Origin of the sequence: Colwellia polaris (assembly GCF_002104515.1) — a bacterium.
Taxonomy (GTDB): domain Bacteria; phylum Pseudomonadota; class Gammaproteobacteria; order Enterobacterales; family Alteromonadaceae; genus Cognaticolwellia; species Cognaticolwellia polaris.
In genome coordinates, this window is record NZ_NBOE01000004.1 from 275,395 (window position 1) to 291,348 (window position 15,954).

At 38.7% G+C, this 15,954-nt stretch carries 13 protein-coding genes and 4 tRNA genes; all 17 read left to right on the plus strand.

Going from position 1 to position 15,954, the window contains the following annotated elements:
* Window positions 1-178 precede the first annotated feature (178 nt).
* Window positions 179-1,231 (plus strand): N-acetyl-gamma-glutamyl-phosphate reductase, encoded by a 1,053-nt coding sequence (gene argC, locus B6A32_RS09585; protein ID WP_085303347.1) that lies wholly within the window; start codon window positions 179-181, stop codon window positions 1,229-1,231.
* Window positions 1,231-2,022, plus strand: coding sequence for an acetylglutamate kinase (gene argB / locus B6A32_RS09590; RefSeq protein WP_085303349.1), 792 nt, complete (start codon window positions 1,231-1,233; stop codon window positions 2,020-2,022). Before argC ends, argB begins: the two co-directional genes overlap by 1 nt.
* A 54-nt stretch (window positions 2,023-2,076) precedes the next feature.
* Window positions 2,077-2,991, plus strand: a complete 915-nt coding sequence (locus tag B6A32_RS09595; RefSeq protein ID WP_085303350.1) for an ornithine carbamoyltransferase — start codon at window positions 2,077-2,079, stop codon at window positions 2,989-2,991.
* Window positions 2,992-3,104: 113 nt separating this feature from the next.
* Window positions 3,105-4,349, plus strand: a complete 1,245-nt coding sequence (locus B6A32_RS09600) for an argininosuccinate synthase (RefSeq protein ID WP_085303351.1) — start codon at window positions 3,105-3,107, stop codon at window positions 4,347-4,349.
* A gap of 20 nt (window positions 4,350-4,369) precedes the next feature.
* The gene (gene argH, locus B6A32_RS09605; RefSeq protein ID WP_085303352.1) at window positions 4,370-6,331 is read left to right on the plus strand and encodes an argininosuccinate lyase; all 1,962 of its coding nucleotides are present in this window, start codon (window positions 4,370-4,372) and stop codon (window positions 6,329-6,331) included.
* Window positions 6,332-6,389: 58 nt separating this feature from the next.
* On the plus strand, window positions 6,390-7,697 hold the full coding sequence (gene argA, locus B6A32_RS09610; protein WP_085303353.1) for an amino-acid N-acetyltransferase: 1,308 nt from the start codon (window positions 6,390-6,392) through the stop codon (window positions 7,695-7,697).
* A gap of 217 nt (window positions 7,698-7,914) precedes the next feature.
* Window positions 7,915-9,078 carry an outer membrane beta-barrel protein gene (locus B6A32_RS09615; RefSeq protein WP_085303354.1) on the plus strand — a complete coding sequence of 388 codons (1,164 nt, stop codon included), beginning with the start codon at window positions 7,915-7,917 and terminating at the stop codon, window positions 9,076-9,078.
* Window positions 9,079-9,225: 147 nt separating this feature from the next.
* Window positions 9,226-9,744 carry a polysaccharide biosynthesis/export family protein gene (locus B6A32_RS09620; RefSeq protein WP_085303355.1) on the plus strand — a complete coding sequence of 173 codons (519 nt, stop codon included), beginning with the start codon at window positions 9,226-9,228 and terminating at the stop codon, window positions 9,742-9,744.
* Window positions 9,741-11,900 carry a GumC family protein gene (locus B6A32_RS09625; protein WP_085303356.1) on the plus strand — a complete coding sequence of 720 codons (2,160 nt, stop codon included), beginning with the start codon at window positions 9,741-9,743 and terminating at the stop codon, window positions 11,898-11,900. Before B6A32_RS09620 ends, B6A32_RS09625 begins: the two co-directional genes overlap by 4 nt.
* Window positions 11,901-12,002: 102 nt before the next feature.
* Window positions 12,003-13,037 (plus strand): UDP-N-acetylmuramate dehydrogenase, encoded by a 1,035-nt coding sequence (murB, locus tag B6A32_RS09630; RefSeq protein ID WP_085303357.1) that lies wholly within the window; start codon window positions 12,003-12,005, stop codon window positions 13,035-13,037.
* The gene (birA, locus tag B6A32_RS09635) at window positions 13,034-14,008 is read left to right on the plus strand and encodes a bifunctional biotin--[acetyl-CoA-carboxylase] ligase/biotin operon repressor BirA (protein WP_198946898.1); all 975 of its coding nucleotides are present in this window, start codon (window positions 13,034-13,036) and stop codon (window positions 14,006-14,008) included. The genes murB and birA overlap by 4 nt, the downstream gene beginning before the upstream one ends.
* Window positions 14,005-14,739 carry a type III pantothenate kinase gene (locus tag B6A32_RS09640; RefSeq protein ID WP_085303359.1) on the plus strand — a complete coding sequence of 245 codons (735 nt, stop codon included), beginning with the start codon at window positions 14,005-14,007 and terminating at the stop codon, window positions 14,737-14,739. The genes birA and B6A32_RS09640 overlap by 4 nt, the downstream gene beginning before the upstream one ends.
* A 134-nt stretch (window positions 14,740-14,873) precedes the next feature.
* Window positions 14,874-14,949: transfer RNA gene (locus B6A32_RS09645), tRNA-Thr, on the plus strand.
* 35 nt (window positions 14,950-14,984) lie between these two features.
* A tRNA-Tyr gene (locus B6A32_RS09650) sits at window positions 14,985-15,069 on the plus strand.
* 26 nt (window positions 15,070-15,095) lie between these two features.
* Window positions 15,096-15,170 (plus strand) — tRNA-Gly (locus B6A32_RS09655).
* A 16-nt stretch (window positions 15,171-15,186) separates the two neighbouring features.
* A tRNA-Thr gene (locus tag B6A32_RS09660) sits at window positions 15,187-15,262 on the plus strand.
* 82 nt (window positions 15,263-15,344) lie between these two features.
* On the plus strand, window positions 15,345-15,954 hold a 610-nt coding region (locus B6A32_RS09665), incomplete at its 3' end, for a GTP-binding protein (RefSeq protein ID WP_143327896.1).

The following is a 15,954-nucleotide window of genomic DNA, read 5'->3' on the forward strand; positions in this document are numbered from 1 at the left end:
CTATGCGACGACGATAGAGTTATATATTAGGTCTTGGAAGTCATGGCTTTTTAGTTAGTCTATTAAATATCTTAATAATAACTAAGAAGTAATCGGTCAAAGTTGAATAGAATTGCAAACGTAGCGTGTAAATAACATAGCCGTTGTAGTTTCTAATCATAAGTTAAATGGTAAGTAAATGAACGTTATAGTTATTGGTGCAAGTGGTTATGTAGGTGCTGAATTAATTGGGTTGCTTACGCAACACAATAAAATATCAATTCAACACTTGTTAGTGTCTGAAAACAGTAGTTCTAGTGGAAAAACTTTTGCTCAACTGCATACTCGCTGGCAGGGGATCTGTGATTTACCCCTGCACTCTTTTTCGCAGCAATGGTTTGATCAACATATAAACTCATCTGAACATGCTTTATCTGGGCATGGTATAGATGCCGTCTTTTTTGCAACTCCTCATGAATTTAGTGCGCAATGGGCACAAGCTTTTATTGATCAAGGTATTAAAGTTTTTGACCTTTCTGGCGGGTTTCGTCTAAAAGATTCGACTCATTACCCTGTTCATTATGGTTTTGAACATCAATCGCTAAAAGCCCTGGAACAAGCTCAGTATGGTTTAGCTGAATGGCAAGCCGATGAAATTGCAAGCAGTAACCTAATTGCTGTACCAGGTTGCTACCCAACCGCTAGCTTATTGTCTTTAAAACCCATTACTAGTAACGCATTGCATGTAGAGAACTCACTCATTGTGGTTAATGGTATTAGTGGCGTAACGGGAGCGGGTCGTAAAGCATCTTTAGCAACAAGCTTTTGTGAAGTCAGTTTAACGCCTTACAATATTTTACAGCACAGACATCAACCTGAAATCAGTCAAGAAGCCAATGCTGAGGTTATTTTTAACCCGCATTTAGCCCCTTATAAGCGTGGTTTATTAGTCACGGTGACTTTACAGTTAAAACCTGATGTAACAAGTCAACAAGTTGATCAAGCTTTTACTCAAGCATATCAAGACAAACCGCTAGTTCGTATAGTAAATGCTTGGCCTAAAATCGACAATGTTGCCCATACAGCATTTGCAGATGTGCACTGGCAAGTTGATGAAGCCAAGCAGGTAGTCGTTGTTAGTTGCGCAATTGATAATTTATTAAAAGGTGCGGCTTCGCAAGCCATTCAATGTGCAAATATTAGTTTAGGTCTGCCAAGTGAATATAGCTTAGTAATGTCGGGGAACTGTTAATGAAAAAACCTGTGGTGATAAAAATTGGTGGCGCTATTTTAGATGGCTACAACCAAGGTAATACTTCAGCATTAACAGCGTTACTCTCTGTTATCGCCAGTTTAAAAGATCAACCTGTAGTGATTGTACATGGTGGCGGCTGTATTGTTGATGAAATGCTGACACAAGCAGGATTTACAACCGAGAAAAAGCATGGCTTACGCGTGACACCAAAAGAACAAATGCCAATTATTAGTGGTGCACTTGCAGGTAATGTTAATAAAGCTATTGTGGCGAGTGCGGCGAGTTTATCTTTAGCCGCTGTAGGCTTATCGCTAACTGATGGGCAGATGGTACAGTGCGATTTAAGTTCGCTAGAGCTAGGGCAAGTAGGTGTTCCTAAGCCTTTTAGCAGTGCATTACTCGATACATTGCTTAAAGCAAGTTTCTTACCTATTGTTTCGTCGATTGGAGCGTTAAAAAATGGCGAACTAGTGAATGTAAATGCTGATGATGCAGCCGTTGCGATATGTCAGTTACTCAATGCTGAGTTGTTATTACTGACTGATGTTAATGGCGTTAAAGGAGCTACAGGAGAATATTTAAGTTCGCTAAATCGTGAGCAAGCTGAAGCGCTTATAAGTAGTGGTGTTATTGCCGGTGGCATGACCGCAAAAGTAAATGCAGCGTTGCAAGCGGCAAATAAATTACGACGAAGTATCGCGGTTGCCAGCTGGCAATCGCCTGAGCAAATTATCGATTTACTCAATGGTGCCAATGTAGGTACTAAAATACAGCCAAGTGTTAGTTAGAAATAGATAACCAAAACACGTCGTAAACGCGTTTTAGAACAGGATAGAATTTTAATGAACTTAGAACATTTCTTAGCTGATGATCAGCTAAATAAACAACAAATACTCGATTTAATTGCCTTAGCACGTGATATTAAACAGCAGCCTAAAAAGTACAATCAAGTATTAGCAGGCAAGTCGGTTGCGATGATTTTCGAAAAGCCGTCTTTAAGAACACATGTAAGTTTTGATATTGGCATTAATAAGTTAGGTGGTCATGCGCTTTATTTAGGTCAGCAAAATGGCAAGCTAGGCGAGCGTGAAAGAGTAAGCGATTATGCTAAAAACCTTTCATGTTATGCCGATGCTATTGTTGCGCGTGTGTTTAGTAATAATTCTATTGAACAGTTAGCCGCGCATGGTAGCGTTCCCGTTATTAATGCCTTATGTGATGTATACCATCCATGCCAAGCGTTAGCTGATTTTGTCACGCTTGCAGAAAATTTCGACGATATTTCAACCATCAAGCTTGCCTATGTTGGTGATGCAAATAATGTGTCAAATTCATTAATGATTATGGCCGCTATTGTCGGTGTAGACTTTACGTTAGTGTGTCCAGAAGGTCATGGCCCAGATGAATCTCTGCTGAATAAGGCGATTAAGTTTAGTGAAATATCAGGCAGTAAATTATTGTTTAGCTCAAATATTTCAGCGCTAGGTCAACAAGATGCTATTTATACTGATACTTGGATATCTATGGGCAGTAATACCAATGTCGATGACATTTTAGCAACCTTTAAACCGTATCAAGTTAATCACGAACTCATGGCGAAAGCAGGAGCTAGCATTGTTATGCACTGTCAACCTGCTCATCTCGAAGAGGAAATTACCACCGAATTGTTCGACAGCGAAATGTCAGTGGCATTTCAGTCAGCTGAAAACCGTATGTGGGCGCAAAATGCAGTGTTAGTGACTTTATTAGCCGATTAAGCATGCGGTTATTATTAAACAAATAAATCAAATTTAATTTAAAAATACTATTCAAACTAGCCTATTTCGCAACGTTGGCTAGACTGATAATAAAAATTGTAAAGGAAAAAATCATGGCATTAGCAGCAAAGAAAAACATTAAAAAAGTCGTATTAGCTTATTCTGGTGGTTTAGACACATCAGCCATTATCCCTTGGTTAAAAGAAAATTACGATGGTTGTGAAGTTGTCGCATTTTGTGCAGATGTAGGACAAGGTGAAGAAGAGTTAGTTGGCATAAAAGAAAAAGCCATAGCTTCAGGTGCTTCAGAGTGTTACGTCGTCGATCTTAAAGAAGAATATGTAAAAGACTATATTTACCCAATTCTAAAAACAGGTGCCGTTTATGAGGGACAGTATTTATTAGGTACATCAATGGCACGTCCTGTTATTGCAAAAGCTCATATTGAAATTGCCTTAAAAGTTGGTGCTGATGCGGTTTGTCATGGTTGTACCGGTAAAGGTAATGACCAAGTACGTTTCGAAGCTTGTTTTGCCGCTTTAGCTCCACAGTTAACCGTTATTGCGCCATGGCGTGAGTGGGACATGGTTTCACGTGAAGATCTTTTAGACTACTTAGCTGAGCGTAATATCCCATGTGCCGCTTCGTTAACTAAAATTTATAGTCGTGATGCTAATGCTTGGCACATTTCGCATGAAGGAGGTGAGTTAGAAGACCCTTGGTGTGAGCCTTCAAAAGAAGTTTGGACCATGACCGTTGACCCAATGGATGCACCAAACGAAGCAGGCAAAGTAATGTTAAGCTTTGAAGCGGGTGAATTAGTGGCGGTTGATGGCAAGCCAATGTCAGCGTATCAATCTTTAATGTATTTGAACGACAAAGCTGCTGCCCATGGCGTTGGCCGTATCGATATTGTTGAAAACCGCTTAGTGGGCATGAAATCTCGTGGCTGTTATGAAACTCCAGGCGGTACGGTATTAATGGCAGCATATAAAGGTTTAGAGTCACTGATTTTAGATAAAGAGTCATTAAAGTATCGTGAGTCAGTGGGTCATGAATTCTCGCACGTAATTTATGACGGTCGTTGGTTTACACCACTTGCCAAAGCACAGTTAGCTTCAGCCGCATCTTTTGCTGAAAAAGTAACGGGTGATGTAGTGGTTAAATTGTATAAAGGTATGGCACAAGTAACACAACGTCGCTCACCAAACAGTTTGTATTCAGAAGAGTTTGCAACCTTTGGTGCAGATGATGTTTACGACCAAAAACATGCAGAAGGCTTTATTCGTTTGTTCAGTTTATCAAGTAGAATAACCGCACTTAAGCAAGCAGACTCAGTACTAACTGAAAAGAAATAAAAAGGTAGAGGAATTTAGCCATGGCATTATGGGGCGGACGGTTTAAAGAGCAAGCCAGTGTACAGTTTAAAAAGTTTAATGACTCTTTACCTGTTGATTATCGTATGGCGGTGCAAGACATTGTTGGATCAATTGCTTGGGCTGAAGCATTAACTACAGTTGATGTGCTAAGCCAAGCAGAGTTTGAAGAATTAAAGACGGCATTGTTAGAATTAAAAGCTTCAGTTGAAGAAAATCCGAAGCAAATTTTATTGTCTGACGCTGAAGATATTCACAGCTGGGTAGAAATTAATCTCATCGAAAAAACCGGCGATTTAGGGAAAAAATTGCATACTGGTCGCAGCCGTAATGACCAAGTGGCTACTGACTTAAAACTCTGGTGTAAAGAAAAAGGTAGTGATTTACTTTATGCCTTAGTGAACTTACAACAAGCCATGCTAGATCTTGCTGAACGTGAACGTAATACCGTACTGCCAGGCTATACGCATTTACAACGTGCGCAACCGATTACTTTTGGTCATTGGTGTTTGGCGTATGTGGAAATGTTTAACCGTGATATTGGGCGTTTAAAAGATGCTTTATACCGTGCCGACACTTCGCCATTAGGCTCAGGCGCACTGGCAGGTACTGCTTATCCGATAGATCGCGACAAACTAGCCCATAACTTAGGTTTTAGAAGCGCTACTTTGAATAGCTTAGATGCTGTTTCAGACCGTGATCATGTCATTGAGTTATTATCTACTGCCAGTATCAGCATGATGCATTTATCGCGCTTTGCTGAAGATTTAGTGTTTTATAACTCTGGTGAAGCAGGCTTTGTTGAAATGAGCGATTTAGTTAGCTCAGGTTCTTCATTAATGCCGCAAAAGAAAAACCCTGACGCATGTGAATTACTACGTGGTAAAGCGGGCCGAGTAATGGGCTCTCTGACCGGTATGATGATGACCATGAAAGCCTTACCGCTTGCTTATAATAAAGATATGCAAGAAGACAAAGAAGGTTTGTTTGACGCGCTTGATACCTGGCAAGAATGTATGCAAATGGCTGTTTTAGTTGCAGAAGGATTAACGGTAAATCGTGCCCGTACTTTAGCCGCAGCACAACAAGGTTATGCAAACTCCACTGAACTTGCCGATTATCTTGTTAGTAAAGAAATTCCGTTTCGAGAAGCACATCATATTGTGGGTGAAGTGGTATTGGCTGCTATTGATGCTGGCCACGCTTTGGAAGATTTTTCTATTGCACAGTTACAAAAATTTAGTGACAAAATTGAGCAAGATGTTTACCAACATTTGTCAATTGAATCTTGTTTAGATAAGCGTGGCGCATTAGGCGGCACATCTCGTCAACAAGTTGAAAAAGCCTTAGCAGAAGTGCAGTCGGGCAACTTGTTATCAGACAACCAAGATACCTTAAATACGCAAGTATTAGGAGCTCCAAGTAAAACGCAAATTAACATGACTTTAAAGCAAGTTAAGCAACGTTTGAATGCACAACGTGCTGCTGCTATGTCGGTTCGCAGAGCAAAAATGTCAGACATTGATAGCATCTCTGCATTGGTAGATTACTGGGCAGATCTTGGGGAAATATTACCACGTAGCCGCGATAATATTATTCATGATGTGCAAAATTTTGTCGTTGCAGAGGTAGACGGAGCTGTAGTTGGCTGTGCTTCACTTTATATTTACCAAACTGGACTGGCTGAAATACGCTCGGTTGTTATTGATAAAAGTGCTCATAAACAAGGACAAGGCCAAGCGTTAGTGCAATATTTGCTAGAGTTTGCTCATCAAATTCAATTACAAAAAATTATTGTGCTGACTTATATCCCGAACTACTTTGAGCAGTTAGGTTTTAACTTAATTGATAAAAACTCATTAGCCGACAATATCATTGAAGACAGTGAGCAAAGCCCACACAAAGATCCGGCTGATGAAGTGGCAATGGAATATATTGTTAATCGTTGTGTAGAAGAAGCTTAAGGTTTCTGCTTGGCTGTAGGTGTTGTTAATCAATGAAAGTTAGTAGCGAAAAGTTGTCATGAATAGTAATGAAGATAATGTAAAGTGGTTTAGAAATGCTGCGCCGTATATTAATGCCCATCGTGGTAAAACCTTTGTTTTAATGTTCGGCGGAGAAGCAGTTCAACATGCTAATTTTGCAAATATTATTCACGATATAGCTTTACTACGAAGCCTAGGTGTTAAGCTAGTTTTAGTGCATGGTGCGCGCGTGCAAATTGAAGAACGCCTTAATGCGCTCGCCTTACCACAACAAATTGAAAATAACATTCGAGTTACCGACGCTGAAACTTTGAACGTTGTTAAAGATGCAACTGGTTCGCTGCGTATTCATATTGAAGCCTTGTTGACTATGGGTTTAGTTAATTCGCCTATGCATGGCGCACAAATACGCGTTAGTACTGGTAATTTTGTTATTGCTAAGCCAATTGGCGTAAGAGACGGGATTGATTTTAAGTATAGTGGAGCCGTTCGCAGAATTGACGCTGAAGGTATTAATACGCAACTAAATTTTGGATCTATGGTTTTGTTATCGCCTGTCGGTTACTCATCAACAGGTGAAGTGTTTAACTTAGCATTAGAAGATGTTGCAGCGCAGACTGCTATTGCCTTAAAAGCAGACAAGTTAATTACATTAACTGAACAAGCTGGTTTAATTGACAAAAAAGGCGCATTAATAAGAAGTTGTGGTATTGCAACAGTAAGTGAACTTCTTTTACAACAAAAAGACCATGTTCAACAGTTACTATTAAAAGCGATAATCCAATGTGGTAAACAAGGCGTTGAACGTTGTCACAGCGTAAGTTACGCCAGTGATAGCGCACTTTTACAAGAGCTTTTTACACGAGATGGTGCCGGCACATTAATCGCTAAAGATTTTCAAGAACAATTATCTGCAGCTAACATTGATGATGTCGGTGGTATTTTAGAGTTAATTGCTCCATTAGAAGAAGAGGGCGTACTTGTTAAGCGTTCGCGAGAGTTACTTGAAGTTGAAATTGATCGCTTTACCGTGATTAAAAAAGAAGACGTTATTATCGCTTGTGCAGCACTTTATCCATATCCAGAAGCTAAAACCGGTGAAATTGCTTGTTTAGTTATACATCCTGACTATCGAGGCGGTAATCGAGGTATACGTCTTATTCAGGCGCTTGAGCAAACAGCGAAAAGGCAAAACCTTAATTCAATATTTGTACTCACTACGGTTAGTGCTCACTGGTTTATTGAACAAGGATATAGCGAACAAGCTATTGAAAACCTTCCAGAAGGTAAACAAAAAATGTATAACATTCAGCGCAAATCTAAGGCCTTCAGCAAAGAGATTTAATGGTTTACATTTACCTAGATACATAAAGCAACCTACAAGGTTGCTTTTTTTTAGGCCAATTTTGGCTAAGCATACCTTAAATATCCGTTACAAAATGATAACAAATCATTTCAATAGAATTTGTTTTTGTGCATACTAAGTAATGTAAGCGGCTAAAATGCCAAGCGGATTTATTTACTGATCCGTATAATAATAATAAAATAGGCAAACTTGAGATATGAGTGTTTCTCGATTTTTTGTTATATGTGCAATTTACTGTACGTATAGCACGTCAGCATTAGCAGAATTTGACAATGATTTAGCGATTAATCTATCAACTGAAGCAGGTTATATAGATAACTTTCTATTTCAACCCGAGAATGAAGAAAGCACCGCTTTTTATCGTTTAGCTTCAGACCTAGCTTTTAGCGCTAAAAGCCAACAATCCGCATTTAGTATTAACGCTAATATTGCCACTTACCTTTACGCAAATTTCGACGACGATAATCATACTGATTACACCATTATTCCTAAATATCAATTTAAATTTAGCCAGAATCAGCGACTCCATGTTTCTGGACTTTTGCTTAATGACTTCACTTACAGAGGTACGGGTTTATCTTTAGGCCAAGCTGATCAGTTAGAAAAAGGCGACATCCAAGAGACTTTAGGGGCGATAATTGGCTATGAGTACGGTACCAAAGAATCTCAAGGTAGGCTTAATTTCGATCTTACCTATCACGAAAGTGAATTTACCACTCGACGCACAGACACCAATAGATTAGATACAGAAATACTGGCATTAAAATCAAGCTTCGACTATTTGCTATCAGGCAAAACATTTTTAGCCTTTGACCTCGACTATAAAATTATTGATTACCCAAATGATCCACTTATCAGTCGCGATAGTATTTCAGGCCTAATTGGCGTGAAATGGTACACTACAGTGATCAGCGAGCTTAATTTTCTTGTGGGTTATCAGAACTTAAGCTTTGAAGACAGTCGTTTAATTGATGATAGCGCTTTTAAATGGCGATTTGACTACACATGGCGACCTTCCGATTATACTACCTTACACATTGTCTCGAATCGAAAGTTTGATGAGACCTATCGATTAATTAGTAGCTACCGTTTAGCACAAACCCACCAAATTGATGTAATACATGACTTTACCGAAAGTTTATCCGTGCTTTTTGCTATCGGTATTAACAATGACGAATTTATAACACCTCAGAGCAGTAACGATGAAGACTATTTGGTTGCGGCATTAGAGCTGAACTATCGTTACAGCGAACGATTAAGCTTTAAGTTTGCTTATGACTATAAATCACTCGATGCGAACTATGGCGATATTGATTTCACGCAAAATAAAGTCGGTATCGGCATAACGCTTAATTTATAAGGTTTAAATTGCAGCAAGTATAGTTAATGTAAAGATTAAGTTTTTATTTTAATTTATGCACATTATGAGTAAAATCTCATTAATTAAACTGGTCAGACTAGATTGAAGCTGGTTGATAAATGTTTAATACAAAGTGTTCTTTAATGGATGGAAAATGTGAAAATTATTATATTTAGTTTGTTGTTTTTTATTGGCAGCGTAACCGCTAAAGACTATAAATTAGGTGCCGGCGATAAAATTCAGATCACAGTTTATGGTGAGGCTGATTTAACGACTAGAGTGAAAATAGAAAAGTCAGGTGTGATTTCGTTTCCATTTTTGTCTGATATCACCGCAGTTGGCTTAACATCAAAAGAACTGGAAAATAAAATTGCTAACGGTTTGCGCGGTGATTACTTAATTGATCCACAAGTAACTGTTTCCATTGAAATGTACCGACCCTTCTTTATTCATGGCCAAGTAAAACGCCCCGGCGGTTACCCGTTTCAAGAAGATTTAACACTAGATAAAGCGATAGCAATCGCTGGTGGCTTAGCGGCAAGAGCATCAAAGTCAGCATGGAATATTACCAGGTTAGTTAATGGGGAAAAATCGGTTTTCAACGCGAATGTTTCGAGCGTGATTTTACCCGATGATATTATAGAAATTGAGCAAAGCTTTTTTTGAATACTCTAGAGAATAAAGATTTAATATCCATTAATGAAGAGGTAGCTTTAAAAGAAATTTTAACGCCGCTTTGGACACGTCGATGGAAAATTGTATTCTTTACTCTAGTGGTAACCTTACTTGCGGCAGTTTATGTGTCGTTACTAAAACCTTCATATAGCGCCACCGCGATTTTACAAATCGGCACCAACAAACCGGCGAATACTTTATCAATTAATGATGCTTTTAACGAGTCAAATGCCAGTAAAGAGCAAATACAAACACAGTTTGAATTATTACGCTCTAGAAAATTTGCTGAGCGTGTTATTTATCAACTAAAGCTAGTTAAACATGAAGAGTTTAATAGCGGAAAGTATAACGATAAACTCGCATTGCTTGCTAATGTTGGGCAAAGAAAAAATCAAGCGTCGGTCAGTGAAGTCGTACGTAAATTTCAACAAAAATTAACGATAGTACCTATTGCCGGTACAGAGTTAGTTAAAATATCTTATATGTCCTATTCTGCACAATTGTCACAAGAAATAGCGAATCAAGTAGGTATTACATATTTACAATACCAAGACGAAATTCATAGCGCATCAAAAGAAACCACATCTCAATGGCTAGTTGATCAACTAGAAGAATTAGGCAAGAAGTTGCAACTATCAGAGTTGTCTTTGCAAACGTACCGCGAAGCTGAAGGCATTGTTGATATCAAAGGTGTTGTGGGCTTAGTAGGCTCTCAACTTACCGAGTTAACATCAGAAACTTTAAAAGCAGCTAAATTAGCGGATGATCTTGCGATTTCATATCAAGATATTCAAAAGCATAATGGCAATATTGAAAAACTGAGTGATCTTCATGAAATCAGTAGTCACTCTACCTTGATGCAATTGCGTCGTGAAGAAGAAAGAATTGAAAGAAAAGTATTTGAGCTGTCTCAACGTTATGGCCCAAAACACCCGAAAAAAATTGCCGTTAATGCTGAGTTAATGTCACTTAAAAATCGTATTACACAGCAAGTTTTCGATATTGTTGTATCCATAGAAAAAGAATATTTTAGTGCTTTAGAAAAAGTAAATGGTACTAAACAGCGTTTAGATATAGCAAAAAAAGATTATTTACGTTTAAGTCGTTTACAGAATAAGTTTTCTCAGTTAACTCGTGAAGTAGAAACCAACAAAGAGCTTTATAATAACTACCTAGTGCGTTTGAAAGAAGCAGATGCAATGGGTAATTATAAAGCAAATTTTTATGTGCGTTTTATAGATAAGGCGACAATACCTAAAAGTCAGTCTGCTCCAAATAAAATCATGGTAATAGTTTTCACTTTTATATTGTCGATTGCTGTGATTTCTTTAGTTATTATCATGCGCGAATTATTAATGGATACCTTAAATTCACGTCGTAAATTAGATAACTTTAATGATGCTCCTATTCTAGCGGTATTGCCGAAAATAAGAGCGAGTGCACATCAGCGAAAAGAAGACGCTTACAGCACAGATAACCGCTTTACGGAAGCAATAAGAACATTACGTACGGCTTTGTTATTTAATAATGAAAAGAAGCCACCTAAGATAATCGCAGTAACGTCTTCAGTGCCCAATGAAGGTAAATCAACGGTTGCTTTACATCTTGCTCGCTCTTTTAGTGAAATGGAAAAGGTACTGTTGATTGAAGCCGATATGCGGCATCCAACAATCGCTAAAAACATGGGTTTGAATGAACATCGCCCAGGGCTTTCGAATTTGTTGGCAAAAACGCATCAAATTAATGAATGTATTATTCGTGATAAAAATGTCAAATTAGACATTTTAACTTCAGGCGTTACACCCGCTAACCCTTTAGCTTTTCTATCCATGAAACGTTTTAATATGCTGATTAAAGTTTTTGGTAACTTTTATGACCGCATTATTATAGAAACGCCTCCAGTTCATGCAGTGAGCGATGCGGTTATTATTTCTAAATTAGTCGATAGTGTTATTTATATTGTGCATGGCAATAAAACCAAACGTGAACAAATTTCATCTGGCCTTAGAATGTTGAAGCAAGTAAATGCACCTATAGAAGGCGTAGTGGTAAATCATAGTGAAAACATTGATACCGATAAATACCAGAATAAATATTATACCGAACGTGACAATATTATTAAGCTGGCGGCAAGAAAACGCGGCTAACATAAGTGAGTTTAATTTATATACTTAATTCAATTGCTTTAAAGCAGTTTATGCTTGGAGTTTTTATGCGTACAATAGCACAAATTTCTAATAGCCACTGTTATGAAAATACGTACAAACTTCTCCTTACAAACTCTCAATAGCTTTAATGTACCTGTTATCACAGCAGAAATATGTTTCCCTTCTACTTTACAAGAGTTAGCTGAAATAACAGCAGAAAAAGCCGCTTCATCTTATATTTTGGGCGAAGGCACAAACTCTTTATTTTGCCAAGAAAGTGCGCCAACAATAATTAAACCTAGCCTAATGGGCATCGAAATAACAGAGAGTGACAAAAACTTTAAAGTTAAAGTTGCTTGCGGACAAAACTGGCATGAATTTGTTCTATTCTGCATTAACAAGGGAATATTTGGTTTAGAGAACTTAGCGCTGATCCCCGGCAGTGTAGGTGCGGCTCCTGTGCAGAACATAGGGGCTTATGGCATTGAAGTAAGTAACTTTATTGACTATGTTTCATGGTTCGATTTTGCCGAACAAAAACAAATAAACTTTTCGAATGAAGAATGTCGATTTGGCTATCGTGAAAGCATTTTTAAGCAGGCTTTGAATGGCAAGGGTATTATCACGCATGTAAACTTTAAATTTGCTAAAGCTTGGCAGCCTGAAAACCGTTACCATGGCCTGAACGATTTACCAACACCAATAACACCTCAAGCCATAATGTCTAAAGTAATACAACTTCGCCAAGCCAAATTACCTGAGCCGAAAGAATTACCCAATGCAGGAAGCTTTTTTAAAAACCCGATAGTTACGGAAGCGGTGTTTAAGCCTTTACATCATCAGTATCCTACTATGCCTTATTATTTGCAGGAAAATGGCGCTATTAAATTAGCCGCTGGTTGGTTAATTGAACAATCAGGTCTTAAGGGGTATCGCCAACGTGGTGTTGGTGTTCATGAAAACCAAGCTTTAGTTCTTATAAATTATGAAAGTAAGCAGGGTGAAAACATAGTCGCTTTATCGGTTTATATTCAAGAAAAAGTCATGGCTAAATTTAATATAAAATTAGTGCCAGAAGTACGTTTTATTGGTGTTAATGGTGAGTTGTCATCTAGCGATACAGGAAGTGAATCATGAAAGCCATACGTGAGCAATTGATAAAGAGGCTAGTTAAAGGAGAGTTTTTATCAGGCCAAGCTTTAGGTGAGGAGCTAGGGGTAAGTCGCGCTGCAATATCAAAACATATTGCTGCTCTACAGGAAATAGGTTTTGATATATTCAGTGTTACAGGTAAGGGCTATCGCTTAGCCAACCCTATAGAATTACTCGATGAAACTCGTATCGAAAAGTACTTACTTGATCAAAACATGGCAACTAAAGTTGAAGTTCACAACTTAATAGATTCAACTAATAGTTATTTAATGCGCCGTTTGCCTAATCAAAATGTTCCCGGACAAGTTTGTATCGCAGAATATCAAAGTGCAGGGCGAGGACGAAGAGGCCGGCAATGGATTTCACCTTTTGGTTCGCATATTTATTTATCAATGTATTGGTATTTAGAGCAAGGTATGTCGGCTGCTATGGGCTTAAGCGTAGTGGCAGCTTTAGCCGTTAGTGATGCAATAAAATCTTTGTATAATGTTGATGTTGAGCTGAAATGGCCTAACGATATTTACTTTAATGGCGTTAAGCTTGCTGGAATTTTAATTGATCTTGAAGGCCAAGCCATGGAGCCGTGTCATTGTGTTATTGGTATTGGTTTAAATATTAAAATGCCAGAACAAAGTGCTGCGTTAGTCGATCAACCTTGGATTGATTTATCAACCGCTTTAGATACGGAGGTTGATCGTAATATGCTAACCGCTAACATTATATCAGCGCTACTTACACGTTTAAAAACCCACAATAAAACAGGAATTAACACCATGATTGCGCAATGGCAATCACAAGATTTTTACTTTAATAAACCGGTTGCTTTAATCACTGGAGAAAAAATTACTCGCGGTATTTCTCGTGGCATTAATGCACAAGGAGCCTTAATGTTAGAAGTTAATGGCCAAGTTGGCCCTGTGTATGGTGGAGAAGTTAGTTTAAGGTCGGGTTTATGAGGCTTTTAGTTGATGTAGGAAACACGCAAGTAAAGTATGTTTTTCAGGGTAAGGAGAGCGATTCTAAACTTTCAAACGTTGTTTATGTTGATTATCAGGCATTTCAACATCAATTGGCTCAAGGTATATTTTCAGCAGTTAATGAAGTCGTTGTTGCCAATGTGCATGCTAGCGAAGTACTCGATGCCATAGAGCATTGGGCAAGAAAATATAATATCGCCTGTTTGCAAGTACACAGTAGTGCCAAAGCTTTTGGAATAACTTCATCGTATCTTGAACCTGGGAGTTTAGGAGTTGACCGTTGGTTAGCTATGGTTGGGGCAAAACGACTTTTTTCAGAACAAAATCTATTAATTATTGATGCAGGTACAGCCACAACCATTGATTTATTAGCTGCAAATGGTGAGCATTTTGGGGGGTGGATAATGCCCGGGGTACAAGTGTTATTCAGTAGCTTATTGGCTCGAACCAATAAAATTGTTGCTACACCTAAAGCGAAAGCGAGTGTTGCATTCGGTACTGATAGCTCAAGCTGCTTGAATCATGGCAGTTGGGCAATGACCATTGGCGCGATTAAAGAGGCTATTTCTCAAGCAAATGGGTTGCTCAACCTTGATAAGGTTTTAATCACTGGCGGTAATGCACAGGAAATATCTACACTTATTCCTGGTATCGGGCAGCTAGAGACTAAGCTAATTTTTCACGGCCTAAGCTGTTTTCAGGCTCGTTGAGGTCAATATATACACGCTAAATAAATACGATAGTGTGTAAAAAACCATCAAACGCATAAAAATAGGCTTTTTTTTGCATTTTGGTGTTGCAAGCAAGAAAACATTACTCTAGAATTCGCTCCACTTAATGTAGTGCCGACTTAGCTCAGTTGGTAGAGCAACTGACTTGTAATCAGTAGGTCGCCAGTTCGACTCCGGCAGTCGGCACCATTAATACATTACTTGTAATGTGAACAATAAAATTTGGAGGGGTTCCCGAGTGGCCAAAGGGATCAGACTGTAAATCTGACGGCTCAGCCTTCGGTGGTTCGAATCCACCTCCCTCCACCATTTTAACAGAGATAATCTGTAGATTAGCGGGTGTCGTATACTGGCTATTACCTCAGCCTTCCAAGCTGATGAAGCGGGTTCGATTCCCGCCACCCGCTCCAGTCTTTATAGAGAAATGCTGATATGGCTCAGTTGGTAGAGCGCACCCTTGGTAAGGGTGAGGTCGGCAGTTCGAATCTGCCTATCAGCACCACTTCTTCTTTAGACCTTCTATAGATTAATCAATGTTTAACACAATAAATTAATTTATTTTATATACCCAGAGGTATTTTAAGATGGCTAAAGAAAAATTTGAACGTAATAAACCGCACGTTAACGTTGGTACAATTGGACACGTTGATCACGGTAAAACAACACTAACAGCCGCTATCTCTGCGGTATTAACTAAAGTACACGGTGGTGAAGTTAAAGATTTCGCACAAATCGATAATGCTCCAGAAGAGCGTGAGCGTGGTATTACAATCAATACTTCTCACATCGAGTACGATACAGAAACACGTCACTACGCACACGTAGATTGTCCTGGCCATGCTGATTACATCAAAAACATGATCACAGGTGCTGCACAAATGGATGGCGCTATCTTAGTAGTTGCTGCTACAGATGGTCCTATGCCACAAACACGTGAGCACATCTTGTTATCACGTCAAGTTGGTGTACCTTTCATCATCGTATTCATGAACAAATGTGACATGGTAGATGACGAAGAGTTATTAGAATTAGTAGAAATGGAAGTTCGTGAACTTCTTTCAGAATATGAATTCCCAGGTGACGACTTACCAGTAATTCAAGGTTCAGCTTTAGGCGCACTTCAAGGTGAAGAGAAGTGGGAAGCTAAAGTAGTAGAACTTGCAGACGCACTTGATTCTTACATTCCAGAGCCAG

Coding starts and splice junctions, on each gene's coding strand:
- B6A32_RS09595 (WP_085303350.1), top strand. CDS start 2,077: ATGAACTTAGAACATTTCTTAGCTGATGATCAGCTAAATAAACAACAA.
- murB (WP_085303357.1), top strand. CDS start 12,003: ATGAAAATACGTACAAACTTCTCCTTACAAACTCTCAATAGCTTTAAT.
- argB (WP_085303349.1), top strand. CDS start 1,231: ATGAAAAAACCTGTGGTGATAAAAATTGGTGGCGCTATTTTAGATGGC.
- B6A32_RS09600 (WP_085303351.1), top strand. CDS start 3,105: ATGGCATTAGCAGCAAAGAAAAACATTAAAAAAGTCGTATTAGCTTAT.
- argH (WP_085303352.1), top strand. CDS start 4,370: ATGGCATTATGGGGCGGACGGTTTAAAGAGCAAGCCAGTGTACAGTTT.
- B6A32_RS09640 (WP_085303359.1), top strand. CDS start 14,005: ATGAGGCTTTTAGTTGATGTAGGAAACACGCAAGTAAAGTATGTTTTT.
- B6A32_RS09620 (WP_085303355.1), top strand. CDS start 9,226: ATGGAAAATGTGAAAATTATTATATTTAGTTTGTTGTTTTTTATTGGC.
- argC (WP_085303347.1), top strand. CDS start 179: ATGAACGTTATAGTTATTGGTGCAAGTGGTTATGTAGGTGCTGAATTA.
- B6A32_RS09615 (WP_085303354.1), top strand. CDS start 7,915: ATGAGTGTTTCTCGATTTTTTGTTATATGTGCAATTTACTGTACGTAT.
- argA (WP_085303353.1), top strand. CDS start 6,390: ATGAATAGTAATGAAGATAATGTAAAGTGGTTTAGAAATGCTGCGCCG.
- birA (WP_198946898.1), top strand. CDS start 13,034: ATGAAAGCCATACGTGAGCAATTGATAAAGAGGCTAGTTAAAGGAGAG.